This is a genomic window from Sphingobacterium athyrii (genome assembly GCF_003071065.1).
Taxonomy (GTDB): domain Bacteria; phylum Bacteroidota; class Bacteroidia; order Sphingobacteriales; family Sphingobacteriaceae; genus Sphingobacterium; species Sphingobacterium athyrii.
The window spans coordinates 274,573-297,969 of record NZ_QCXX01000005.1; the positions used below are offsets into that span (position 1 = coordinate 274,573).

Here is a 23,397-nt window from a genome sequence, read left to right on the forward strand (position 1 = left end):
AAGTTGAAGTAAAATTTTAATAAAGTGCCCTGTTCTTAACAATATTTTAAATAAAACCTTTTAGCCCTAAATTTAGCATCTAAAACAGGCTAAATTTTATTCAAAATAGCTACTGCTTCCAATAAAGTAACGTCCTGTTTGGCGAAACAAACGCGCAAAACTTGTTGATCTGTAGCCTGTTTATAGAATGCAGAGAGCGGGATTGTCGCTATTTTATGATGCGCTGTCAAATAACGGGCAAAATCAAATTCTTTCTCCTGGCTGATTGCACTATAATCCAGATTCAGAAAATAGGTACCTTCACAGGGCAGTACTTTAAAACGGGATTCCTTCAAACCATTTTTGAGCAAGTCTCTTTTTTTCTCAAAAAAACCAGCGAGACCTTCGACGTAGGCAATATCTTTTAAATATTCCGCAATCGCAATTTGCATTGGTGTATTGACGCTGAACACGTTAAACTGATGGATCTTTCGAAATTCTCGTGTCAGCATGGCCGGAGCTACACAGTACCCAATCTTCCAGCCTGTCGTATGCAACAGCTTTCCGAAAGAAGCAACAACAAAACTCCGTTCGCGCAAGGTCGGAATACTCAAAACTGATTGCGGCTCAACTCCATCAAAGACAAGATGTTCATAGACTTCATCGCTGAGCAGCAGCGTGTCCGTACCTTGCAGAAGTTTGCCAAGTTTATTCAATTCTTCATTTCCGAGAACTTTCCCTGTAGGATTATTCGGATTATTGATAATCACCAGTCGTGTTTTTTCGTTGATCAACGTAGCCACATAATCCCAGTCAATCTGAAAATCCGGTGCCAATAATCGAACCGGAATAACCTTACCTCCAAACAATTCGATCGTTGGGGCATAACTATCGTATGCCGGCTCGAATATAATCACTTCATCTCCAGCCCCGACCACTGTTGCTATCGCTGTAAAGATGGCCTGGGTTCCCCCGGCTGTTATCGTGAGTTCCTCTGAAGGATCTATATCCACGTCATATACAGCCTTGTATTTATTTACGATCGTCTCTCGCAGACTTTGTGTGCCTATCATCGGCGCATACTGATTATGTCCTTTTTCCATCGCCGCAGCAACCAATTGGGTAAGCCTGGGATCCGTTTCAAAGTCCGGGAATCCCTGTGAAAGGTTGAGGGCCTGCTCCGCATTGGCAAGCGCGGTCATCTGGGTAAAGATCGATGTACCGACATGTGGAAGTTTAGCTATTAGGTTGAAGTTCATTTTTTGACATTTTATTAATCTACTAAATTAGTGGATTTTCTTATATTTGTAAATATATAGAAGAATAGCAACATGATAAAATACATCACACTACTTTTTTTGGTTCTTCCGCTCTTTGGTTCAGCTCAGAAAAAAGAATTGACCAAACAGGAATACATTGCCCGTGTTAAAGCAGCACCGGATTCTATTTCAACCTTAGTTGATTTGCGTCGTGTAGGCGGATACGACCCTGTTTATACAGAGCTGCAGGAGCTTTATAATACTTTGAGTGCCAATGTCAAAAACTCCAACGAAGGAAAAGAATTTCAGGAATATTTAAATGCGCTGGAGACGGTTCAGATCGGAAAAGTCGCACCTGCTTTTACACAAAATGATACAACAGGCAACCCTGTACAGCTATCCGATTTTAAAGGCAAGTATGTACTGCTTGATTTTTGGGCTTCCTGGTGTCCAGACTGTCGCGTTGAAAGTCCTGATCTCGTAAAAACTTACCAGCAGTTCAAAGGAGACAACTTTGAAATCCTGGGTATATCCTTTGACAAGGACCGCAACTCCTGGATCAAGGCCATTCACGCAGATAAATTACACTGGAGACATGTTTCTGACTTAAAACGCTGGCAAAATGATGTCGGCACATTATACGCAGTAAAGTCTATCCCTCAAAATGTACTGATTGACCCCAATGGAAAAATCATTGCAAAGAACTTGCATGGCGATGCTTTACGTGAAAAGCTAAAAGAAGTATTGAAGTAGGTTTTCGATATACATGGTTACTATCACCTTCTAAGTGAGCATCAGAAATGAGGCTATAAGGGAATAAGAACCATATTAAAAAGAATAGGTGCCTGATTTTTGGGCACCTATTCTTTTTCTTCAAGGTTTTAGCAAATCAACCAAATAAAGCGCTAAAAATATCCTCCAATTTAGCTACTGGCCTAATGGCAATATTATATTTTTTGGCATCCAGTCCTTTGGTATTAAACTTAGAAATAAAGATTCCATCAAAACCCAGCTTCTCAGCTTCCTGGATACGTTGTTCAATCCGGTTGACGGCTCTGATTTCTCCCGACAAGCCCACCTCGCCGGCAAAAGTCAGGTTGCTCCGTATCGGAATATCTTGCTGAGATGAGATAATCGCAACGACAACTGCCAGATCAATAGCGGGATCTTCGACCCGCAGCCCGCCGGCAATGTTCAAAAATACATCCTGTGCACTTAAACGAAAACCAAATCGCTTTTCTAATACGGCTAACAGCATGTTTAATCGCTTTGTATCGTAACCTGTAGATGAGCGTTGGGCTGTACCAAATGCCGAATTGCTCACCAAAGCCTGCACCTCGATCATCATAGGCCGCATCCCCTCCAGCATGGCTGCAATAGAAACCCCACTCACGGGCTCATCACGTTGTGAAATCATGATTTCGGACGGATTGGAAACCTCCCGCAATCCGGAACCCTGCATTTCATATATACCCAATTCCGAAGCGGAGCCAAACCTATTTTTGACAGCACGCAAAATACGATAGACATGATGACGATCGCCCTCAAATTGGAGTACGGTATCAACCATATGTTCCAATACTTTAGGTCCGGCTATGGAACCATCCTTGGTAATATGCCCTACAATAAATACGGGAGTACTGGTTTCTTTGGCGAACCGGAGTAATTCGGCGGTACATTCCCGTACCTGGGAAACCGAACCCGGTGCCGATTCAATCTGTGATGAATGCAGCGTTTGGATGGAATCGATGACGATAACATTGGGCTGTACGGTCTCAATCTGCTTGAAAATATTTTGTGTGGATGTCTCCGTCAGAATATAACAATTGGCTTTAGAGGACTGTGACAACCTTTCTGCCCGCATCTTGATCTGTTGTTCGCTCTCCTCTCCGGAAATATAGAGCGTTTTGACCTGTGGAATGGACAAAGCCAGCTGCAGCATCAAGGTGGACTTTCCTATTCCGGGCTCACCACCGATCAACACCAGGGAGCCCGGAACTATGCCACCGCCTAATACACGGTTGAACTCCTGATCGGGGGTAAGAATACGGGATTCATCCTGATACACAATCTCATGGATGATTGCCGCCTTATTTGTCCTTTTTGTGTTTCCGGTTGTTGTTGTGCTTCGCCATTCAGGGACTTTTGAGCTACTTTTTTCAACTACTTCCTCAACAAAACTATTCCATTGTTTGCACGAAGGACACTGTCCCATCCATTTGGGAGCCTCATAACCACAGTTTTGACAGAAATATGCGGATTTTGTTTTTGCCATTCTACGAAATTACAAATTTCCATCCATTACCCTATTCTTCATTTTCTTTTAAAATCCGTAAGAAATTCAGTCCCATAATCTTCGCAACATCTGCTTTGTTGTAACCTCTTTCCAAAAGTCCCTTTGTCAATAAAGGAAACTTAGAAACATCTTCTAAGCCCTGAGGTGACGATTCGATGCCGTCAAAATCCGACCCAACTGCAACATGATCAATACCCACTTTCCTGACCAGATAATCAATATGATCCAATAATTTGGATAATGGTGCGTCGGCTCCGCGCTTGGCCTCCTTTGACAACTGATCATACATGCTCCAGGTACTCTGCGTTGTATCCGCATTCTTCCCAACCTGTTTTTTGTAGATCTTCTTTAACCTTGTTTCATAGGTCGGGTCTAAAAAACCAGAGTAAAAGTTCACACCGATCACACCGCCGTTTTTCTTCAACGCTTCCAATTGTTCATCTTTCAGGTTTCGGAAATGTGGACATAAACGATAGGCATTGCTATGCGACACCAATATTGGCTTATGGGAAACCGCAAGGACATCATAAAAAGTCTGTTCGCCACCGTGGGAGAGATCGACTAGCATGCCAAGTTCATTCATTTTTTTTATGATTGCTTTCCCATGATTCGTTAATCCTTTTGCTTTCGAATCCATCTTACCGGACTCTATCGCAGCACAGCTTGCCCAGGGTAGATTATAGTTCCAGGTCAAGGTCAAATATTTCGCGCCACGTTCATGGAGTCTGACCAAATTATCAATACTCCCCTCAATCATATTACCGCCCTCCACACCGATAATTGCAGCAATTTTTCCAGTTTTTAGAATTGCGTCGATATCACCCACTGATTTAGCCAAGGCAATAGCTCCCGCATTACTCGCTACCATTTTCTCCAGCGCATCTATCTGAGCATTGGCATGCTCAAATGCTCCCGTCTTCCATTTCGCATCATCGGACCAAACAGCAAATACTTGTACATCTACTCCACCTTCCTTTAGCCGTGGTAAATCCGTGGCACCGGAATTCAGACGCTGACCGATATCTTTTCCCGGAAAAATAGATTCATAGATCACATCATTATGCCCATCAACAACAACCATGTCTGCATGAATTTGCTTATAATCCTGACTATGGGCCAAGTGGTTTAAGGGCAAGATGCATAAGCCCATAAGCACTAATTTTTTTGTCATTTTTTCACCTCATTGATTGTTTCGTAAATCGCATCCTGAATCCGGCTGCGGATATTGAGATCCAACAATTTGGTACTGACCTGCGGGTGTACCCGATTGGATAGAAAGATATAGACCAGCTGGTTTTGCGGATCTATCCAGATACAGGTACCTGTGTACCCCGTGTGTCCGAAGACAGTGCTATTGGCTAATTTAGATGGATATTCATTTTTCGGATTTGGATCCCAGCGGTCGAACCCCAGTCCCCTCCGACTTGAGGAGGACTGCTTACTGGTAAACTGATCTATCGTTTCAGTCTTAAAATAACGTTCTCCGCCATATTCACCCCGATTCAGCAACAGCTGTCCATATATCGCCAGATCATTGGCGGTGGCAAATAACCCCGCATGCCCAGCGACTCCCTCCGCCATAGCTGCTCCTTGATCGTGCACATACCCTTCCAATAATGTCCTGCGAAATGAAGTATCCTGCTCCGTAGGTACAATCTGCTCTCTTGAAAATCGTTCCCTGGGAAGATACCCCGCGTGTGTCATTCCTAATGGTCGATAGAAATTTTCCTGAACATAATCCTGCAAGGGTACTGCCGTCTGATGTTCGGCAACTTCCTTCATCACATACATGCTTATGTCGCTATACACATAGTTTCCTGTTGGCTTAACTGGAGACTTTAACATTTCGGGCCACATCACATCCCGATAGTAATGGTTGAGAATATAACTATTGTCAGCCATCTTAACCTGATGCTGTTGATCTGGACTGGCAACAACATCCCCAGCTTTCAAATATTTATAAAATGGGATAAATGGCGTAAAACCAGCTTCATGCAGCATTACGGAGCGCAATTTGATATCTTTTTTATTCGTATACTTCGCTTGCCACAGATAGTGCCCCATGGTACTGTCCAGATTAATGATATTACGTTCAGTCAGACGCATAATAACAGGAGTAGTACCCGCGATTTTACTGACTGAGGCCAGATCAAAAATATCACTTGTTTTTGTTGGAATAGCCTTCAAATAGGTATGATAACCGTAAGATTTTTCCAATAACACCTGCCCGTCTTTGATAACCATCACGACCGCGCCCGGAGTTGCCTGCTTCTCAATTGCTTCTTGTGCAATGGCATCAATTTTTTTGGTCAATTTACCCAAGTTCAGACTTGAGTTTTCACCAAAACTGTATTGAAGTCGCGTTTGAGCCGTCTTGGCGTTTCCTTCAGTAATGGCCGCTCCACCAAAAATTGACATCGCGGCATTGCGTTGACCGACAGCAGTAAAAGGTGCCAGTAGTTCAATCAAATCGGATTGTGGATGCTCAGACACAGCCTTTTTGCTGCGCTCATGCTCAAAGAAATGGCAGAGCACAACCTTTTTATTGTTCAGGACTGCCTGCTTAAGCTGCGCCAAACAATCTGCATCCAAATCATCTTCCTTGCCAGCTACAATAATCGTATTATAATACTTGATATCTTCGTCAAATTTACTGAAATCAAAAAGAGCTGTATTCGCATAACGCGTCAGCTGATTTATAAACGCAGCATATTTGTCTACATTTGGAACGACGACGGCAATACGCCGTTGATCCAACCCTGTGAGTGGCAGCAGCTGATCTACATTATTAAAAAGTATGGTTTCGTTCTTTATAGTCGACTTATATTGAGCGAACAGGGGGGCAATACAGAATAAACCTGCAAATAATACCCCGAAAAATCGTTTTTTCATTCTGTTTTTATCGTTTTTTAGGTTCTATCAAATAAAAATACGAATAAAATAAAAAAGCCAAGTTCATTCCTGTAAAAAAATCAATTTTGTTACGCTTGTTTTCTAAATCCCCCGGTTAGGGATTTTCGGGATGAGCAAGCATAAATCTTTTTTTTTTCTGTAAATTTGGTTAATGCCGGAATTGATTCAAGATAAAACAATATTCTCCCTGTTAGAGGTGAGCAAAAGTATCCAAAAAACGCTTGCTGAGCGTTACAAGAGCTTATATTGGATCAAGGCGGAGATGAATAAACTCAACCACTATACACATTCAGGACATTGTTACCCCGAACTCGTTGAAAAACAGGATGGCAAAATCGTTGCAGAGATCAGATCAACTCTGTGGAAAGCAGATTTCACCCGAATCAACAACAATTTTCTGAAAATTGCCCAAGAACCCTTAAGGGAAGGCATTACGATGTTATTTCAGGCGAGCATTTCCTATGATCCGATGTATGGTTTAAGCTTAAGGATTGTTGATATTGATCCGACTTTTACCTTAGGGGAGCTGGAGAAAGAAAAACTGGACAGCATTAGAAAGCTCAAAGAAGAGGGCATTTACGAGGCCAATAAATCTATTCCGTTCCCAATGCTTCCAAAAAGGCTAGCAATTATTTCGGTGGAGACGAGCAAAGGTCTTTCAGATTTTTACAAAATTATAAATCAAAACCCATGGGGCTACAAGTTGGAATGCACACTATTTCCAGCGCTCTTACAGGGTGATAAATCCATTCCCTCCATTATCAATCAACTCGCGGTGATCGCCGATAAAATAGCTGAATTTGACGTGGTCGCCATTATTCGTGGTGGTGGCGGTGAAGTTGGTCTATCAAGCTACAATAATTATTTGCTGGCAAAGGCAATAGCGATCTTTCCCATTCCTGTATTGACCGGCATTGGCCATTCTACCAACTATACTGTGAGTGAGATGGTCGCCTATAAAAATGCGATCACACCGAGTGAGCTGGCTGATTTCCTTATTCAAAAATTCCATAATTTTTCTGTCCCAATCGAAAAGGCGGCAGAAGGGATCCAACAGCTGATCTTTACACGGTTTAAGGAGGAGAGAAACTTCCTGTCTCAAATGGCAACGCATATCCAATGGGTCGGAAAACGAGAACTTCAGACTGCGCGCACCAATATTCAGCATATGCAGCACGAGCTGGGTGCGTTGATCAAACTACGCTTTTATGAACATAAAACAGCGTTGGCGCACACCGAACGGATTATCCAGCTTTCTGATCCGCGGCGACTGCTCAAACGGGGATTTTCCATCACAAAAGTCAATGGCAAATTACTTCAATCTCTTGATCAGCTATCTCCTGGCGACCTGATCCAAACGATGGTGGTAGATGGCGAAATTATAAGTACCGTAACGGATAAGAAAGCGCTTAGCGACAGTTCCGAAAACAGCTAACCGGAACTATATTAAACTGAAAAATTTAAAGAGATAGTATACAATGGAACAAAAATATACGTATACCGATGCCTTCAATGAATTACAAACGATTGTAAAAGAAATTGAAAACGGCACAACAAATATTGATGAGCTTGCTGAGAAAATCAAACGCGCATCCGAGCTTATTGAAGTATGTCGGGCAAAATTGACCGCAACCGAAGACGAAGTGAATCAGTTGTTGCAAAAGATAGCTCCGGCACAGGATGCAGATCCTGATTACCCCTCCTAATATTGATAAGCAACTACTTGTTTATCTCTTCGCAAAACCTCCATGAATTCTCGGTGTTGTCTTGTGTTTCCAGTCAAGCGCCAGCTAAATCATAATAAGATATGAGCTGTATTAAAACATGGGAACTTCAATCAGTAGCAATTTTGCATTGTAATCTGCCGTGATCTCCATTTTTTTCGAATCGTAGATGCCGATAGCATCTCTTCGGGATAATGTTTCGCTGGCCACCTTTACCTTTCCTTCAAGCACAAAAAGGTACATACCATTTCTTTCAGAATGAACAGTATACGAAACTGTATTCCCTTCATCCAGATCCGCAAGACTGAAATACGCATCCTGATGAATATGAACGGTGTCCGGATCAGAACTATCAGGAGATACAATGGTCGCAAACCTATTATGGCGATCTAAATGCAGGTAAGATTTTTGATCATAACCGGGTGTTAGATTCATTTCATTGGGTATAACCCATATTTGCAGAAATTTGACAAGATCTTTCTGATCACCATTAAACTCTGAGTGCTTCACCCCTTTACCCGCGGACATAATTTGGACTTCTCCTGTTTCAATATTACGGACATTGCCCATACTGTCCTGATGGGAAAGCATTCCCTCCAAAGGTATGCTCACGATTTCCATATTGTCATGGCCATGACGACCAAAACCCTGACCGCCCTCCACCTGATCATCGTTTAATACACGTAATGCTCCAAAGTTTATTTTTTCAGGATCAAAATATTGCCCAAAGCTAAATGAATGGGCACTTTTCAACCAACCAAAATCAACATGGCCGCGATCGTTTTCTCGGTGTATGATCTTTTGCATCTGTTTCTCCCTGTTACATAAATAACTACTAATCAGAGGACAAAACTCATACCAACAAGCTTTTTAGTAAAAAATCTGCCAATTTGACAAAAAAACACCCCTAAAGTACTTTGAGTTTACCCGGAGCAACAGCCTGAATAAGTGCCCGGGCGAGGATCCGGTTGGGGTCCACTACGGTCATTCCATTATGATCTCTTTCGGGAATGGCCAATGGCAATTCGGCACATCCCAAAATAATCACCTGTGCACCCTGTTTTTTCAAATCATCCATAGCCATTAACAAATCTTCTCTTGCCTTATTGGCTATTGGTGCTGGTTGTGCCTTAATCCCATATTCTTTATCGTAAATCGCATTGTTTACCTTTTCTTTTTGTGCACCTTCAGGTTCTACGATAGGAAATCCTTTTTTCATAAAAGCTTCCCGGTACTGGCTGTAAGCCTGCTCACCTGCTGTCGATAAAACTCCTATTGTACTCTCTGGATAGTTTTCATGAACAAAGCGTACCGTCTCATGAACAATATGAAGCAACTTCAGTTCATTTCCTAAACGGGCCATTTCATCCTGAATAACTGAAAAAATCGGTTCTGCATGCGCTGTATTCGACGGAATTGCCGCAATCGTTGCGCCAGCCTGCTCCAGTTGTTTTAAAACCACGGCTATTGCCTTTCCGGGATTCTCCTTCGATTTATCCAATAAATATGCGGAACGATCCGGAATCAAATTAGGGCAGGAAAACAACAACAGTGGCAAGTGTTCCTGATCGGAACTTGCCACTGTCTCATCTATAATTTTCTTGGCTATATCCAAGCCTGCATAAGGACCAAGCCCTCCTACTATACCAATCATAACACTATTTTTTTATACCTTAGATATAACCAATAGCTCGCGGAATGGTTTGAACAAATTACCATTCGATGGACTGATCCTCGTCCGGAATCTGTGTATTGAGCTGACGCTCCAAAATCAATGAGCCCGAGACCTTGAATTTGATCGCTGTAGTAGAAACGAGGGTATAATCTGTAAATTCGTAATCCACATTATTTATCGTGATATAACGATGCAATAAATAAGGACGGACGGCATCCATCTGTTCAGTAATGGTATAACTTGCATCTTTTTTGACAACGAACTTCATATTTGGATTTACGGCACGAAAGCTTACCCCACCCTTGTCATTGAATGTTGCAAAAACTTGATAATTCTTCCGGTCCCTTCGCTCTTCATCTATATTACCAGCATAAAAGAAGATCGTATTCTCATCGACAACATAACTTTTGATTTGACTTTTTACGATCGGGGTTTCATTTTCATGTCCTTCCATAACAACCTTCAAGGCCGTCCCGCTATAGGTTCCGGAGTAATTGTTAAAAGGGTTGACACGTAATAGTGCTTTTTTATAATGCTTCCGGGGATTGATCTTATATTTAGCCCCCGGATCATCCAAAATGGTCAAGGGAAGCACCCATTTTTCGGTCATATCAATACCTTTCAGTGTAAAATCAATGGCCATTAATCCGGTATTTTCTCCTGACTTGATATCCACCGCTGATGGAATCGAAAAATAGTTAGCACTGAGCTGTTTGTAATAAAAATCCGTCCTCGTCTGGAATCGTTCGTAATTCAGGATACCCAATGTATCAGCATCCACCCCAACCTTGACCGAAAGATTATTATCGTTGGTTGTCGACCCGCTCACTTCCAACGGTTGCATGAAGGTGGTCTTTTGCCCATCCTTGTAACGAACATAGATATTCGTGACGCCTTCACTTTCCAAGGGAGCTTTAAAAGAAATGTAATGTTCGAACTGTTCCTCTTTCCATTCATCATTACAAGAGCTGCAGACAGCGAGTAAAGTGAGAAACAACAACTGTATATATGACTTGTTCATAAAATGCATATTTGGTTAATCATTATAAGTCCATCCAGGATTTTGAGTCAGATTCTTATTGCGCTTAAGTTCGGTATGGCTAATCGGCCAAAACCACATTTTGTCAGCAAAGGTTGTTTTCAAGGTCCAAATTGCGACGGGCTGATAGAAAAGGTCACGTTCCTCTACGTTCATCAAAACGTTACAGCCATAGACCGGCAATGCTTCTTCCACTGGCGCATCCATCCAACGGCGCAGATCATAGTAACGCTGTCCTTCCCCCATCAGCTCAATAAAGCGCTCTCGTTTCAATGTTTTGCGCAACTCGTTCTTACTCCCATAAATATTAGCCGAATAATCAGGCACACCACCTCGGATACGAACTGGGTGGACACCCTTTTTAATTTCAGCAATGTCGCGGCTGATGGTATAACTTGATCCGCGCCAAGACGGAACCGTATACGAACCGCTTAACTCATTTAGCGCCTCTGCATACATCAGCAATACATCTGCATAACGGATGGCTGGCTCCGCCTTAGGAATAATACGTGAGCCAACTCCACCTTCATAAGTATCACTGGGATGAACAAACTTCTTAACCCCGAAACCCGTACGCAACCAATAGCCATTCGCTGAATTAAAGCCGTTTCCTTTTGGGTCAGCGCTATAATAGAAAATTTGTTTATTGCGATTTTCCTCTTTTGATTCATTAAGCAATGTCCAAAAACTTCCACTATAAGCCACCGAAGCATAGAATCTCGGTTCTCGGTTTGCATATTGCAACGACACTCCGGGACGCAATGGCCTGTATTTTTTGTTGTCATAATCCTCCTGAGACACAAAACCACCGATACGATTTGAACCATTTCCACGGCCAATTTCCTTATCCTTACCCGGTACATCCGTGCCATCATTCATATAATAAGCATCCACCAGCTTCTGTGTTAGTCCGTGCGTATTCCATCCCGTTGCTGAACGCGGTAGTTGGTGGATGACCATTTGGTCGATACCCTCATTCGGTTGGTTGTTACCCCGGGTAAATATTAACTCCGGATTACCCGAAGCAGTCAATGTCCCATTAAAGACTTCTGCATATGATTTAGCAGGATCAATATCTGCCCAACCTGCTGGCCAGCTTTTATCCGAAAAATTATGATCCTGAGGAGGTCTGACTGTTGCCTCATCACCCGTTTCCTGAAAAGGGGCCGTGTAAAGCCGATATACCCCCAGTTCGATGACATCACGTGCAGCGGCTGCAGCCTTTGCCCATTTCTCTTCTTTATAATCGGCAGACAACAGGCGTTTCATCTGCTTGTCTACCAACCGCGCAGCGTAACCTGAATTATTCCCATTGGCCAATGGACTTGCAGCATACAGGAGTACCTTAGCCCTCGCAGCCAATGCTGCCCCTACAGAAGGACGGGCAGAACCATCCTGTCCACGTCTCATTCCAAGGGCTTCCATTTCTTTCGCGGCCGTTAATAGTTCGTTGCTGATGAATTCAGCACACTCATCATAGGTATTTCGCGCAATGGCCAGTTCTTCGTAACTATCCGTATAATCCAAGCCTTCATCGGGCAGTATCGGAATTGGTCCATATTTACGAAGCAATAACCAGTAGAGGTAAGCTCGCGCAAAACGCGCCTGGCCCCGATAATCAACGATTTCGGCCTCAGACATCTCGGTATTCATGTAGATATTATGGATAAAGGTTGAAGCATTCCGAATCCCGCGATACGATTGAGTCCATGTCCCCTGTTTATCAGTTTCGGTATACAAACCCATTTTAAACATATTATAGGACAGTTCATTTTTTGATGGATCATAATCCTTGTCCCGATCACCATAATACATATCATCCGCGAAACAGTGCGGTGTCAGGCCTTTACTGGCGACATCGGCATTTTCACCTTTAAACTCCTCAAACACATGAGCCAGCCATTTTTCCGAATACAGCTTGCTTTTAAATGTTTTTTCCAAGGTGATCCGATCTTTAAAATATTGATCGGACTTTAAATAATCCTTTTTACAGGATGAGATCAAATTTGTGCCCAAAGCGAGCATCAACGCAATATATAATGTCTTTCTTTGCATCTTTTTCTAATTTTATAGGTTAACATTGATGCCAAATGTAAATGACTTGGGCAGGGGATAATCCTCACCCCTTGGTGTTGCCAGCTCCGGATCCCAAAGTTTGAATTTTGACCAGGTCAATAAATTTGAGCCGACGAGGAACAGGCGAATGCTATTGGCCTTAATCCGATTGGTGAGGTGTTTTGGCAGTGTATAACCAATATCCAGAGTTTTCAAACGAAGATATTGTCCGTTTTTCAACCAAAATGTTGACTCTCTGAAATTATTAATATTGTCTCCAAAACTTAAACGTGGATAAGATGCATTTGGATTCTCGGTTGATGGATCGCCTGATATGTCGGCAGAAATCCAACGATTATCACCCATGACACCTTTCATCACCTGGCCCCATTCTCCTTCACGAAAGGCTTGCACCGTTTTTCCATAAATCGAAAAAGTAGACTTCCCTGATCCCTGAAAATGGACACTAAGGTCAAATCCCCGCCAGCTTGCCGAAGCACCTATACCATAAACCAAATTAGGTCTCCGCGTTGCTCCTATGGCCACCCGATCCCCATCATCCACTATGCCATCTCCATTGACATCTTTATATTTTATATCTCCGGGCTGATAATTTGGTGGATTATTATCAAACTGTTGTTTCGGGCTATTGCGAATATCATCGTAATCTTTAAACAAGCCTAAAGCGATCAATCCTATAGACTGATCCACACGATAGCCTTTTTGATTTTGATAACCATATACATTATTTTCCTCATCGATTGCCGTAATTTCGTTCTTACTATAGGTGATATTGCTACGTGCTGTAAGGTTCAATTCACCAATCTTCTGTTTATATTCCAAGCGTCCGTCGAAACCCCGTGATTTTACTCCGCCCACATTCGCTCTTGGAATACTTTCCAAGCCAACCATGCTTGGCAAAAATCTTCGTTCCATATAAATGCCGGTACGTTTCTCATCAAAGAAATCGAAGTTGGCGACAATTTTATCCCGAAATAAAGCGATATCCAAACCCAGGTTATTTTTGGTAGCCATTTCCCATGTTACGTAGGGCGAAGCCACCTGACTATACCGAATACCACCATAATAACGATCCAGGCCATAGTCAGCCCATTGATACCCCCCTTCGGGAATCCTCTGACCGCCGTCCAGTATAAGGTTCCCATTATTATCTCTACGCCAGATTTCATCAATCGTATATAAGTACGGGAAGCGTTCGTTGTTGTTGCCTATTTTAAGTTGGTCATTTCCCACCTTACCCCAGGAGTAACGTACTTTAAGCAAATTCAGCCAAGGAACATTATTTTTGACAAAAGGCTCCTCGGAGATATTCCACGCTGCTGCGACAGCGGGAAAGAAGCCATATTGTTGTCCCATGGCAAAGTTTTCCGAACCCGTATAACCAAAATTAAAATCAGCAACATAACGCGACTTCCAATTATAGGTTAATCTTCCCGCTAATGCCTGGTTACGTCGGGATACACCATTTTTTATGTCATTGCCCAAATTAACTGTTTTGGTAAAAGCATCCCGGGTAAAACGTGCCACTGCACCTATATTATGGTCGCCAATTTTGCGGTCATAATTTAACATTACATCATAAAATTCACGTCTATTTCCCTCGGAATATCCCCCCTGCTCCATTTCTCTCGGATCAGCCATATGCGTAAAAATCAAATTTCCATTCTCATCACGTGCGCGTTCAGCATGCCATAATTCAGGCAGTTTAATACGCGTGATATTGTTATTATTATAGGTATCAAAGCCGACAATCCCTCTAAGCCTAAGACCTTTGGTAATAAAATCAAAATTTTGTTCGACTGTGACATCGGTTTGGACTTTGTTTTGCCAATTTTCGTTGAATCCAGACTGCGTTGACATGACCCATGGATTGACTCTATTGCCATCTCCTATTGTTGGTACACGGCCGTTGGAATACAGTACCGGTGTACTGATCGGAGAATAACCAAAAAAAGAGCCCCAAAGGTCTTGGTCTCCCAGACCCGGACTATTTCTTTTATCTAGTGATCCGGCAACACCGACTTTCAATATGGTGCTCTTGGTCACGTTTATATCCGTATTCAGGCGGTAATTCCAACGCTTATAATTGGCATTTGTATTATAATCATTGCGCAAAGTTTCGTCCGTTTTATACATACCGCCTTCATCCACATAACTTCCCGACACGAAATAACGCGTTGTAGCCCCACCTCCAGTCATGTTGAGGTTTGCCCGGTAGGTCATGGCACCATCTTTCAACAACAGATCTTTCCAGTTAACATTGGGATAAAGATCCGGATCCAGTCCCAGACGCAATATTTCCAATTCTTCCGGCCGATAAATAGGCTCAAAATTCCGTGTAACCCGGGCCTCATTCAGCAGATTAGCGTAAGTGACTCCATCTTCAAATTCAGGTGTAATGGTACGCGTATTATAAATCGTCTCGTCCTTAAAATTGATATTGATTTTGCCCTCTTTACCGCGCTTGGTCGTAATCAAGATAACACCATTTGCTCCTCTGGAACCATAAATCGCCGTCATAGCTGCATCTTTAAGCACGGTAAATGTCTCTATATCTTCGATATTTATATCATTGATATCGCGTTCGACATTATCCACCAAAACTAAAGCAGCGCTACCGCCACCGAAGGTAGAAATACCACGTATCCAAAATTCGGAAATGTTTCTACCCGGCTGACCAGACTGCATCATCGCCATTACACCGGGTACATTTCCAGCAAGTGCATTCGTTATACTTGAAGTCGGATTACCTTTCATTGTCTCGACATCTACAGTACTAGCGGCGCCAGTCAATGTCAACTTCTTTTGAGTTCCCGTGCCTGTTACCACAACCTCATCCAATACGCTAGTCTCTGATTCTTTTAAGGTCACATCAATGTTATGGGAATCTTTTACGAGTATCTCTTGTTTCTGATAACCAATAGAAGAGAATACGAGTGTTTTGTAACGCTCCACCTTTATTTTATAGCTACCCTTACTATCCGTGGTAGTCCCTAAGCCAGGGGCATCTTTCACAGAGATGCTGACTCCGATCAGCGGAGTTTTTTGGGTATCGACAATGACACCCGTTACTTCAACAATTTCCTGTGCGAACACAGTCAAGGTGAAACTTAGAAGCAACATACATGTTATTAATATTTTATTCATCATCTTATCACAGGTTAATCTTGGTCATTTTCATCCATTTCCTCCAGAGCGATCTTACGAATTCGCCTATTTTCCCGGTCTCCGATGTAAAAAGCCTGTTCTTTTTCATTATAAGCGATACCTGATGGTCGGTCAAAACGGGCATCCGCTCTTAAGTCCCCATTAACATAACCGTAAGGATTAGTATTCAGGCTTGAACTGCCTCTGCCTGCAAAAGTTGTTACGGCGCCCTCAGGCGTAAGCATACGAATGGCATGATTCATAAGGTCTGTAAAATAAAAATCATAGATATCAGGTTTCCCCGCTTCCACATAGGCTTGATTTTTGACAAATACCCCTTGGTAGGGCTGATTGACCCGGGCTGAGGATCCGACCCCGTCTTTATAGCCAGATTCACGGACTTTGCCGCAAACTAAGTAGGGTTGGTTAAACCGTTTTTTATCCCAATTGTAATCCGCACGCATAATATAACCCTGATTAATCACCAAAATATATGCATAGTTTCCAGTTGGATGAATCAAAGCCCGATATTCCCACTCCGGATCCTGAATCACATATAGTTGCTCGGCTTTTACCGTTTTATCCGTGAAATACTGATTGAGATCGAACCGGAAGAATTCTCCCTTCGCATAACTATTGAAATACATTTCCCCATTGACCGGGTGAATGGAGGCTCCGTTACATTGTCTACTTTTGGTTAATACCTCTTTATCGAGGAAGCTCTTTGCACGGGACAACAATAGGGTAGATTCATCGTTCTCTCCGCCCCGATCCTGCGCCACAATCATATATTTCTCATCTACCGAAAAATCTACACTACGTGGACGATTAAAATCCGAACGCTTTTTGGTAATCGTGCTATCTTCAAAATTAACCAGATAAAGGCCATTATTATCGTCAAATGTAACCCATAGATGTTTGGGGTTCATGGGGTCAAACCTCATAAAGGAGGAGAGCCAAAAACCACTGGCCATTTTGTTTTGGTCATCATCTTTAAACTTACCATCTTTCCAGGGTTCATCACCGCGGGCATTCCTGTAACCGGCGAGTGTCGATACAACCAGCTTACGTTTGTAGTCAAACTTTCCTTCGGCCCGGCCGATGACAGGTTTCTCTACTCCGCCAACCCGGACCTCAATATCCCCTTTAAAGGCCTGTTTGGGAACAAGGCAGTACAATGATTCGCCTAAAGCATTAATAACGACTGCTTGCTGTCCACCTATAAGTACAGTAACATTCTTCGGATCATTTCCAAAATTTTGTCCATAAATAATTAAACGTTGCCCCATACCTCCCGATTTTGGACTAAAATCAGATACGACCACCGGTTTAGTAGGATCAAAAGGCATGGCTTCGCCAATAACGGCGGCTGTATCATTCTTGCAGGCCCAAAGACCAAAGGCGAGAATCATAAAGACCCAGAGTCTACCACAAAGGCACAAGCCTCTACGCGCTACTTGTTTTGTTCTCATAAGTTATTAATTGGTTAGAAATTATTTCAAATACTTTTTTCTGTGGCCAAACAAAGCTTCCGGATACCATCTTTAGGTTTACCGTATAAAAGGCTTGTTTGGAGCTAAATTAATTTTCCTAGCATCAAAAATTTAGGACGAACGAATGGATGCCCGCCCTTTCGAAGGGCAAACTCTTTTTAAAAATTTACACATAATTGATTATTTAAAATTAAAGCTAAATGGTATTAGCTTTTTACAGCTAAAAAAGACTTTATTGCATCAGCTTCAAAGTCCTCCTTGTTTTATTAAATTACTTTTCTATCATTTTTGGCTTTCATTTTCAAATCCCAAACATGGTACAGCTTGATGTCATGTTAGGGACTCTCTGTTCGTTTTTAAATGGTAGCTTCGTGCCATGCTACTGATCATTCGCATTGTACTTTGTGTTTCGTTCAAAAAAAATTATTGGATATCTCTTAAATTTTGGCTTCTAATATTTCTCTAAGATGTTCTCTTTTATAATTGATTACTCAAAAGTAGAAATTGTAATTTTTTTGAGACTATCGAATTATCTCAATATTCTGCGTATTTGTATCAACACTAGCGACCTATAAATTAATCTGTTAATAGAAAAAAAGTAGCTAGTGAATTGAATATCTCGTTTTTTAAGGGGATGCACTTTTTACACGTGAGCGGAGCCCTTAAAAGCAAGAATAATGCAATGGTGTTAGGGATAATGATACAGCAAGCATAAGGACAGTGTAGACACAGTGGCAGGAGCGATTCAAGTGCTTGGTACTACAAATAGTGAAAGAAGCAATTGTTACGCTTAAAACCGAAACATATGGAGAAAATTGGGCATTCGGAACTGCCTTTAACGATCACTATTCGATTATTGGGTTTAACAGTTTGCAATATTTACGCTCATTCCAACAATCCGCCTACGAATGCTGAGATGTATGACGCGGATGCCGAGTCAAATAATGCATACTATACCCAAATATAGCTATCACAGCGGCCAGAATGCCGATCAGTAATGCGGAGTCACTCCCAAACGGTTTTAACTTTACTAGTAACATCAGGTTAAAAAATATCAGAATAGCACTGATCACTTTTCCCAGCCGCTCTTCTTTTTGATACCTCTTACCGTAACTAACCCGATAACTATTCATGGATGCCTGTAGCAGCTGGTCGGAAAACTTTGCTGAAGGTGTATCCAAAATCTCCTGTTTCAGTAAATCTGCAAGTGGATCACCCTTTTTCATTTTCTCACGGTTTATCATAAATCTTTCATTTCATTCCCTAATAAACTTCTTAGCGATTGTTCTAGTTTTTCCCGTCCTCTCATCAGCCTCATTTTGACGGCTGACTTTCCAATGTCCAGGATTTTCGCTATTTCTGACGTGCTTTTCTCTCCCAGATAATGAAGTGTAATCGCCGACCTTTCTTCTTCTCCAAGTCTAGAAAGCGCCAGGTCAATATATCTTTTCCTATCTGACTGAATCAGGCCGCCAATTTCTCTCTTTTCGTCGAGCAGATAGCTTTTGGATTCGGAATTTTCAGCCAGTTCTGTTGTTTCTATTCGTTTACTACTTTTTCTAGTCAAAGCTGTATAGTAAACGATTTGATATAGCCAAGTGGAAAACTTAGCCGCACTTCTAAATTTATCCAATGCCCGGAAGGCTTTCATAAACGAATCCTGCACCACTTCTTCAGCATCTTCATTATTTCCGCAAATTTTAATTGCCAACGTATAAGCCAGCTTTTGATAAGTTGACACCAAATAATCAAAGCCCTCACGCTCACCATCCAAGGCTTTTTTTAAGTAATAGTCTTCACCTTTACGGTTTTTTCCGAACAGCATGCGTGTGGCCAAATTATTTATAAGTACTATTACTTAGACTATCAGAAAAAAATATTGGTCACATTGTGACCACTTATCCCTAAATTCAGTCCTATCAGGAAATTAACAAAAACAATTGAAATGGAAACTACATCAGCGGCATTATTTATATCCATCTCCCTTGTCGTATTTGGGATTAGCTATTATTACTTTACCACCAGACATAAAGAACGCATGGAAATCATAGAAAGGGGGCTTTCGCCGGATTATTTTAAAAATCAATCCAAATTTTTGCCGATGCTGCTGGTACTTGGCTTCAGCAGCGTCGGAGTTGCTCTTGGATTGGCCGCGGGCCTAGCCCTAGGTGATCTCTTTCCCACCCAAAAATTTCTGGCTGTCGGGATTTGCATTTTTATGGGGCTCGGCCTCGCACTTATCACGTCTTACTTCGCACTGAAAAACACTCCGAAAAAAGAATAAAACCACTTTTTTTACAATTAACATTCAGATTTAACAATAACTTATAAAAAATGAAAACATCATTACTGGTATTGCTATGCCTTATTTTTTCGCTGCTTGTCCAAGTTATAGCACTCGCACAGACCAACCAGCAGCAGTTTGATTCTCTCACCAGTGCCCAATTTGCTAAAGATGGCGCAGGTACAGTTGTGTACCTAAGCAGAGGTGACCAGGTGCTTTATCAGAAGGCATTTGGTAAAGCCAACATCGAGCTTGATGTGGCGATGACGCCGGAACACGTATTTCGCCTTGCATCAGTGACCAAGCAGTTTACTGCAGTACTGATCTTGATGCTGCAGGAACAAGGCAAGTTGTCGATCCAAGATGACATCCGCAAATACATCCCGGATTTCCCGGAGAAAAAGAAAGTAATCACGATTGAAGCCTTGTTAACCCATACCTCAGGAGTCGTTAACTATACTGGACTGCCAAGCTTTACTGATGAAATCAAACTAAAGGGCCTAAGTCCTAGACTGCTGGTGGATTTAGTCAAATCGGAACCATTGGACTATGATCCCGGTTCAGACTACAAATATTCCAATTCCGGATATATTTTGCTGGGCTATATTATAGAACAAATAACAGGAAAAAGCTATGCGGAATTTATCGAAGAAACGATATTCAAGCCTTTAGGAATGACTCATTCTTATTATGATACCCCGACTAGGATCATATTTGGTAGAGTGTCAGGATATGTCCAGCGAAATGGTGTATACCGTAATGCAGACTATCTGAGCATGAGCCTTCCCTATGCCGCCGGTTCGCTGATGTCAACCGCTGGGGATTTGCAAAAATGGTACAATGGCTTGCATAACTGCAAATTGCTGAAATCAGAGATAATCAGGAAAGCACAAACATCCTTTAAACTGAATGACGGACGTTTGACAGGCTATGGTTACGGATGGGAAACAGGAAACGTCCAAGGAAGTCCTAGCGTTAAGCATGTAGGCGTGGTTAATGGTTTTTTTACTTATGCAGCTTATCTGCCACTGGAAAATCTTTCTATTACGATACTACGGAATTGCGATACCCCCTATGAACCTGATATCCTGGCATCCAAGCTCCTCGCTGTGGCTTTAGGAAAACCATACGACTATAAACCCATTACACTAAAATCATCTGAACTGGAAGTGTTTCAGGGTGTATATAACATTAAAAATGGTAGAAAACATTCTGTACGGTTGCAAGATGGAAATCTGATGTATTATTATCTGGGTGGGCCAAAAACTCGTTTGGTTCCCAATGGAAAGGATCAGTTTTTGGTGGAAAATAGTCTAAACACGTTCAAATTTACCAGAGATGAAAAAGGTATCGTGGATGGGTTTACGGCAAGTGGTACGGGTATGCCTAGCTCGGCTGTCAGAGAAAACACTGTCTTGGAAGCTCAACCAAAAATCAACGTTTCCACGACACAATTAGCGAAATACACCGGAAAGTACCAATTTAATCCCGGGCCAGTATTTGAAGTGGTCCTGGAAAACAACATCCTTTATGGACAAGTGGGGAACGACAGAAAGGAACTAGTGCCGTTTGACAAACACAAGTTCTACGCCCGGGACTTGGATGCGACTATTGTTTTTAACGTAGATAATAAAGGAACAGCCATTGGTCTGACCAAAATCCAGAACAGTAATATGGTCTCTAAGAAACTCTAACAGCATTATAATTAGACGATACAATTACCGTTTAGACGCCAAACTGCCCAACTTCAAAGATAAGCCACTTGTAAAAATTGGAACTAGATAAGCTGTAGATAAGATAATTGCTTGTTTAACAAAACTCGATGAACTTTTCATAAATACAGGTGTTGATGATAAACGCTATATTGTTGGCACTTATACCCTTAAAAATTATAGCTTGATGGATTGACTTATCGAACATCCCTACATGATGAATTAGAAGTTATTCTCCTGGTTAACAAAGTGCTAAAAACAAAAAAACCTGCAAATTTAACATCTGCAGGTTTTATCTTTTGTAGCCCGTAGGGGAATCGAACCCCTGTTTCAAGAATGAAAATCTTGCGTCCTAACCCCTAGACGAACGGGCCATTTTTATGCAACTCCAAAAGTTTTGTTGTTTTTGGAGTTGCAAATATAGGCCTTAAAATCATTTATACAAAAATAATTTTAAATATTTTTTAGATGAGGTCAAAACCGATATCACGACGGAAATACTTTCCTTCAAAATAGATCCTTCCGGCATCAGCTGTAGCCTGTTGAAGCGCTTCAAAAAGCGAATCCTGTAATGTGGTTACCGCAATCACACGTCCGCCGGCAGTAACAACCTTGCCATCCTGTTCCTTCGTTCCCGCCTGGAATACAATCGACTCCTTAACATTCTCTATATTCGCGATCTCCTTTCCAGATTCATACGCTCCTGGATAACCTCCTGCCACTAACATAACTGTAACCGCGGTCTTTGGAGAAACGGTATAAGAGCGTTGATCCAAATTTCCCTGTGCGACGCCTTCCAACAGATCCAACAGATCAGATTCGATACGAGGCAATACGGATTCTGTTTCAGGGTCTCCCATACGCACATTATATTCAATTACATAGGGTTCACCATCAACATTCATCAAACCGATGAAAATAAAACCCTTGTAGGGAATACCATCTTTCTTCAGCCCTTCAACAGTTGGTTTGATGATACGTTCTTCTACTTTATTCAAAAATGTTTCGTCGGCAAAAGGCACCGGAGAAATGGAGCCCATTCCACCTGTATTTAGACCTGTATCACCTTCTCCAATACGTTTGTAATCTTTTGCAGAAGGAAGTACCTTATAAGAGTTTCCATCCGTTAGGACAAATACCGAGAGTTCAATTCCTTTTAAAAATTCCTCCACCACCACTACGCGACTTGCCTCTCCAAATTTGGAATCTGCAATCATTGCTTTCAGTTCGGCTTTCGCATCTTCAAGTGTTTCACAGATCAACACACCTTTTCCGGCTGCTAAACCATCGGCCTTAAGCACAATCGGTAACTTCTGGCTCTCCAGATAAACCAATCCTTCAGCAAGCGAGTCTGCATCAAAAGAACGGGAAGCGGCGGTAGGCACGCCATGGCGGTCCATAAACTGCTTCGAAAAATCTTTCGAACCTTCTAATTGTGCACCTTCCTGCTGTGGGCCTATAACAGGAATATTTTTTAAATCTTCCCGGTTCAAAAAATAATCATGAATACCTTTTACCAAAGGCTCTTCTGGTCCCACCAACACCATTTGTATAGCATTTTCCAAAACAAAGGATGCGATAGCTTCAAAATCAGTAACTTTAATATTTACATTTTGGCCATATGCTCCGGTACCAGCGTTTCCTGGAGCAATAAACAATTGATCTAAACGTGGACTTTTCGACAGTTTATAGGCGAAGGCGGATTCACGACCTCCTGAACCGATTATTAGGATATTCATAGCACAAAGATATTTTTTTTATGCTAATTTTCAGACATAAGATCGTTCAAAAACGGATTTT

Annotated in this window: 18 protein-coding genes and 1 tRNA gene; 5 read left to right on the forward strand and 14 right to left on the reverse strand. The window is 41.9% G+C overall.

The genetic code is table 11. The features are described 5' to 3' along the window. Positions 1-89: 89 nt before the first annotated feature. Positions 90-1,238 (reverse strand): methionine aminotransferase, encoded by a 1,149-nt coding sequence (locus DCO56_RS19045; protein ID WP_108635344.1) that lies wholly within the window; start codon positions 1,236-1,238, stop codon positions 90-92. Positions 1,239-1,310: 72 nt separating this feature from the next. Between DCO56_RS19045 and DCO56_RS19050 the strand changes: the two genes are divergently transcribed. Next, on the forward strand, positions 1,311-1,991 hold the full coding sequence (locus tag DCO56_RS19050; protein WP_108635345.1) for a peroxiredoxin family protein: 681 nt from the start codon (positions 1,311-1,313) through the stop codon (positions 1,989-1,991). 136 nt (positions 1,992-2,127) lie between these two features. Here the strand turns inward: DCO56_RS19050 and radA are convergent, their stop codons facing one another. Genes radA through DCO56_RS19065 form a run of 3 tightly spaced genes read right to left on the reverse strand, consistent with a single transcriptional unit; the run spans position 2,128 to position 6,426 of the window. Continuing rightward, positions 2,128-3,513: a DNA repair protein RadA gene (gene radA / locus DCO56_RS19055; RefSeq protein ID WP_108635346.1), complete on the reverse strand. Its 1,386-nt coding sequence runs from the start codon at positions 3,511-3,513 to the stop codon at positions 2,128-2,130. Between the two features lie 31 nt (positions 3,514-3,544). Further along, the gene (locus DCO56_RS19060; RefSeq protein WP_108635347.1) at positions 3,545-4,705 is read right to left on the reverse strand and encodes a dipeptidase; all 1,161 of its coding nucleotides are present in this window, start codon (positions 4,703-4,705) and stop codon (positions 3,545-3,547) included. After that, positions 4,702-6,426 carry a serine hydrolase domain-containing protein gene (locus DCO56_RS19065; protein ID WP_108635348.1) on the reverse strand — a complete coding sequence of 575 codons (1,725 nt, stop codon included), beginning with the start codon at positions 6,424-6,426 and terminating at the stop codon, positions 4,702-4,704. Before DCO56_RS19065 ends, DCO56_RS19060 begins: the two co-directional genes overlap by 4 nt. A 172-nt stretch (positions 6,427-6,598) precedes the next feature. On the opposite strand from DCO56_RS19065, the gene xseA reads away from it, so the two are divergent. Then, on the forward strand, positions 6,599-7,882 hold the full coding sequence (gene xseA, locus DCO56_RS19070; RefSeq protein ID WP_108635349.1) for an exodeoxyribonuclease VII large subunit: 1,284 nt from the start codon (positions 6,599-6,601) through the stop codon (positions 7,880-7,882). Between the two features lie 43 nt (positions 7,883-7,925). Beyond that, positions 7,926-8,153, forward strand: coding sequence for an exodeoxyribonuclease VII small subunit (gene xseB / locus DCO56_RS19075; protein ID WP_108635350.1), 228 nt, complete (start codon positions 7,926-7,928; stop codon positions 8,151-8,153). Positions 8,154-8,264: 111 nt separating this feature from the next. Here xseB and DCO56_RS19080 read toward each other — a convergent pair whose 3' ends face one another. The 8 genes from DCO56_RS19080 to DCO56_RS19120 form a co-directional block, all read right to left on the reverse strand. Beyond that, positions 8,265-8,978 (reverse strand): pirin family protein, encoded by a 714-nt coding sequence (locus DCO56_RS19080; protein WP_108635351.1) that lies wholly within the window; start codon positions 8,976-8,978, stop codon positions 8,265-8,267. Positions 8,979-9,078: 100 nt separating this feature from the next. Next, on the reverse strand, positions 9,079-9,825 hold the full coding sequence (locus DCO56_RS19085) for an aspartate/glutamate racemase family protein (RefSeq protein WP_108635352.1): 747 nt from the start codon (positions 9,823-9,825) through the stop codon (positions 9,079-9,081). Between the two features lie 58 nt (positions 9,826-9,883). Continuing rightward, positions 9,884-10,867 (reverse strand): DUF4973 domain-containing protein, encoded by a 984-nt coding sequence (locus tag DCO56_RS19090; protein ID WP_108635353.1) that lies wholly within the window; start codon positions 10,865-10,867, stop codon positions 9,884-9,886. A 15-nt stretch (positions 10,868-10,882) separates the two neighbouring features. Further along, positions 10,883-12,940, reverse strand: coding sequence for a RagB/SusD family nutrient uptake outer membrane protein (locus DCO56_RS19095; RefSeq protein WP_108635354.1), 2,058 nt, complete (start codon positions 12,938-12,940; stop codon positions 10,883-10,885). A 12-nt stretch (positions 12,941-12,952) separates the two neighbouring features. Continuing rightward, positions 12,953-16,111 carry a SusC/RagA family TonB-linked outer membrane protein gene (locus DCO56_RS19100; RefSeq protein ID WP_245935873.1) on the reverse strand — a complete coding sequence of 1,053 codons (3,159 nt, stop codon included), beginning with the start codon at positions 16,109-16,111 and terminating at the stop codon, positions 12,953-12,955. Positions 16,112-16,122: 11 nt separating this feature from the next. After that, on the reverse strand, positions 16,123-17,580 hold the full coding sequence (locus DCO56_RS19105) for an IPT/TIG domain-containing protein (protein ID WP_181390620.1): 1,458 nt from the start codon (positions 17,578-17,580) through the stop codon (positions 16,123-16,125). 923 nt (positions 17,581-18,503) lie between these two features. After that, on the reverse strand, positions 18,504-18,827 hold the full coding sequence (locus tag DCO56_RS19115) for a hypothetical protein (RefSeq protein WP_146191088.1): 324 nt from the start codon (positions 18,825-18,827) through the stop codon (positions 18,504-18,506). 14 nt (positions 18,828-18,841) lie between these two features. Further along, positions 18,842-19,426 (reverse strand): RNA polymerase sigma factor, encoded by a 585-nt coding sequence (locus tag DCO56_RS19120; RefSeq protein WP_108635359.1) that lies wholly within the window; start codon positions 19,424-19,426, stop codon positions 18,842-18,844. Between the two features lie 120 nt (positions 19,427-19,546). On the opposite strand from DCO56_RS19120, the gene DCO56_RS19125 reads away from it, so the two are divergent. Together DCO56_RS19125 and DCO56_RS19130 are read left to right on the forward strand one after the other, a co-directional pair. Next, positions 19,547-19,885, forward strand: coding sequence for a DUF6249 domain-containing protein (locus tag DCO56_RS19125; protein ID WP_108635360.1), 339 nt, complete (start codon positions 19,547-19,549; stop codon positions 19,883-19,885). Positions 19,886-19,935: 50 nt separating this feature from the next. Further along, complete coding sequence (locus DCO56_RS19130; RefSeq protein ID WP_108635361.1) at positions 19,936-21,579, forward strand: serine hydrolase; 1,644 nt, start codon at positions 19,936-19,938, stop codon at positions 21,577-21,579. A 320-nt stretch (positions 21,580-21,899) separates the two neighbouring features. Here the strand turns inward: DCO56_RS19130 and DCO56_RS19135 are convergent. Together DCO56_RS19135 and purD are read right to left on the reverse strand one after the other, a co-directional pair. Next, positions 21,900-21,971, reverse strand: a tRNA-Glu gene (locus DCO56_RS19135). A 90-nt stretch (positions 21,972-22,061) separates the two neighbouring features. Next, positions 22,062-23,336 (reverse strand): phosphoribosylamine--glycine ligase, encoded by a 1,275-nt coding sequence (purD, locus tag DCO56_RS19140; protein WP_108635362.1) that lies wholly within the window; start codon positions 23,334-23,336, stop codon positions 22,062-22,064. Between the last annotated feature and the right edge of the window lie 61 nt (positions 23,337-23,397).

Bases quoted from the DNA above. Each gene is read 5' to 3' on its own strand.
- DCO56_RS19045 (WP_108635344.1), bottom strand. From the start codon at position 1,238: ATGAACTTCAACCTAATAGCTAAACTTCCACATGTCGGTACATCGATC.
- DCO56_RS19050 (WP_108635345.1), top strand. From the start codon at position 1,311: ATGATAAAATACATCACACTACTTTTTTTGGTTCTTCCGCTCTTTGGT.
- radA (WP_108635346.1), bottom strand. From the start codon at position 3,513: ATGGCAAAAACAAAATCCGCATATTTCTGTCAAAACTGTGGTTATGAG.
- DCO56_RS19060 (WP_108635347.1), bottom strand. From the start codon at position 4,705: ATGACAAAAAAATTAGTGCTTATGGGCTTATGCATCTTGCCCTTAAAC.
- DCO56_RS19065 (WP_108635348.1), bottom strand. From the start codon at position 6,426: ATGAAAAAACGATTTTTCGGGGTATTATTTGCAGGTTTATTCTGTATT.
- xseA (WP_108635349.1), top strand. From the start codon at position 6,599: ATGCCGGAATTGATTCAAGATAAAACAATATTCTCCCTGTTAGAGGTG.
- xseB (WP_108635350.1), top strand. From the start codon at position 7,926: ATGGAACAAAAATATACGTATACCGATGCCTTCAATGAATTACAAACG.
- DCO56_RS19080 (WP_108635351.1), bottom strand. From the start codon at position 8,978: ATGCAAAAGATCATACACCGAGAAAACGATCGCGGCCATGTTGATTTT.
- DCO56_RS19085 (WP_108635352.1), bottom strand. From the start codon at position 9,825: ATGATTGGTATAGTAGGAGGGCTTGGTCCTTATGCAGGCTTGGATATA.
- DCO56_RS19090 (WP_108635353.1), bottom strand. From the start codon at position 10,867: ATGAACAAGTCATATATACAGTTGTTGTTTCTCACTTTACTCGCTGTC.
- DCO56_RS19095 (WP_108635354.1), bottom strand. From the start codon at position 12,940: ATGCAAAGAAAGACATTATATATTGCGTTGATGCTCGCTTTGGGCACA.
- DCO56_RS19100 (WP_245935873.1), bottom strand. From the start codon at position 16,111: ATGATGAATAAAATATTAATAACATGTATGTTGCTTCTAAGTTTCACC.
- DCO56_RS19105 (WP_181390620.1), bottom strand. From the start codon at position 17,580: ATGAGAACAAAACAAGTAGCGCGTAGAGGCTTGTGCCTTTGTGGTAGA.
- DCO56_RS19115 (WP_146191088.1), bottom strand. From the start codon at position 18,827: ATGAAAAAGGGTGATCCACTTGCAGATTTACTGAAACAGGAGATTTTG.
- DCO56_RS19120 (WP_108635359.1), bottom strand. From the start codon at position 19,426: ATGCTGTTCGGAAAAAACCGTAAAGGTGAAGACTATTACTTAAAAAAA.
- DCO56_RS19125 (WP_108635360.1), top strand. From the start codon at position 19,547: ATGGAAACTACATCAGCGGCATTATTTATATCCATCTCCCTTGTCGTA.
- DCO56_RS19130 (WP_108635361.1), top strand. From the start codon at position 19,936: ATGAAAACATCATTACTGGTATTGCTATGCCTTATTTTTTCGCTGCTT.
- purD (WP_108635362.1), bottom strand. From the start codon at position 23,336: ATGAATATCCTAATAATCGGTTCAGGAGGTCGTGAATCCGCCTTCGCC.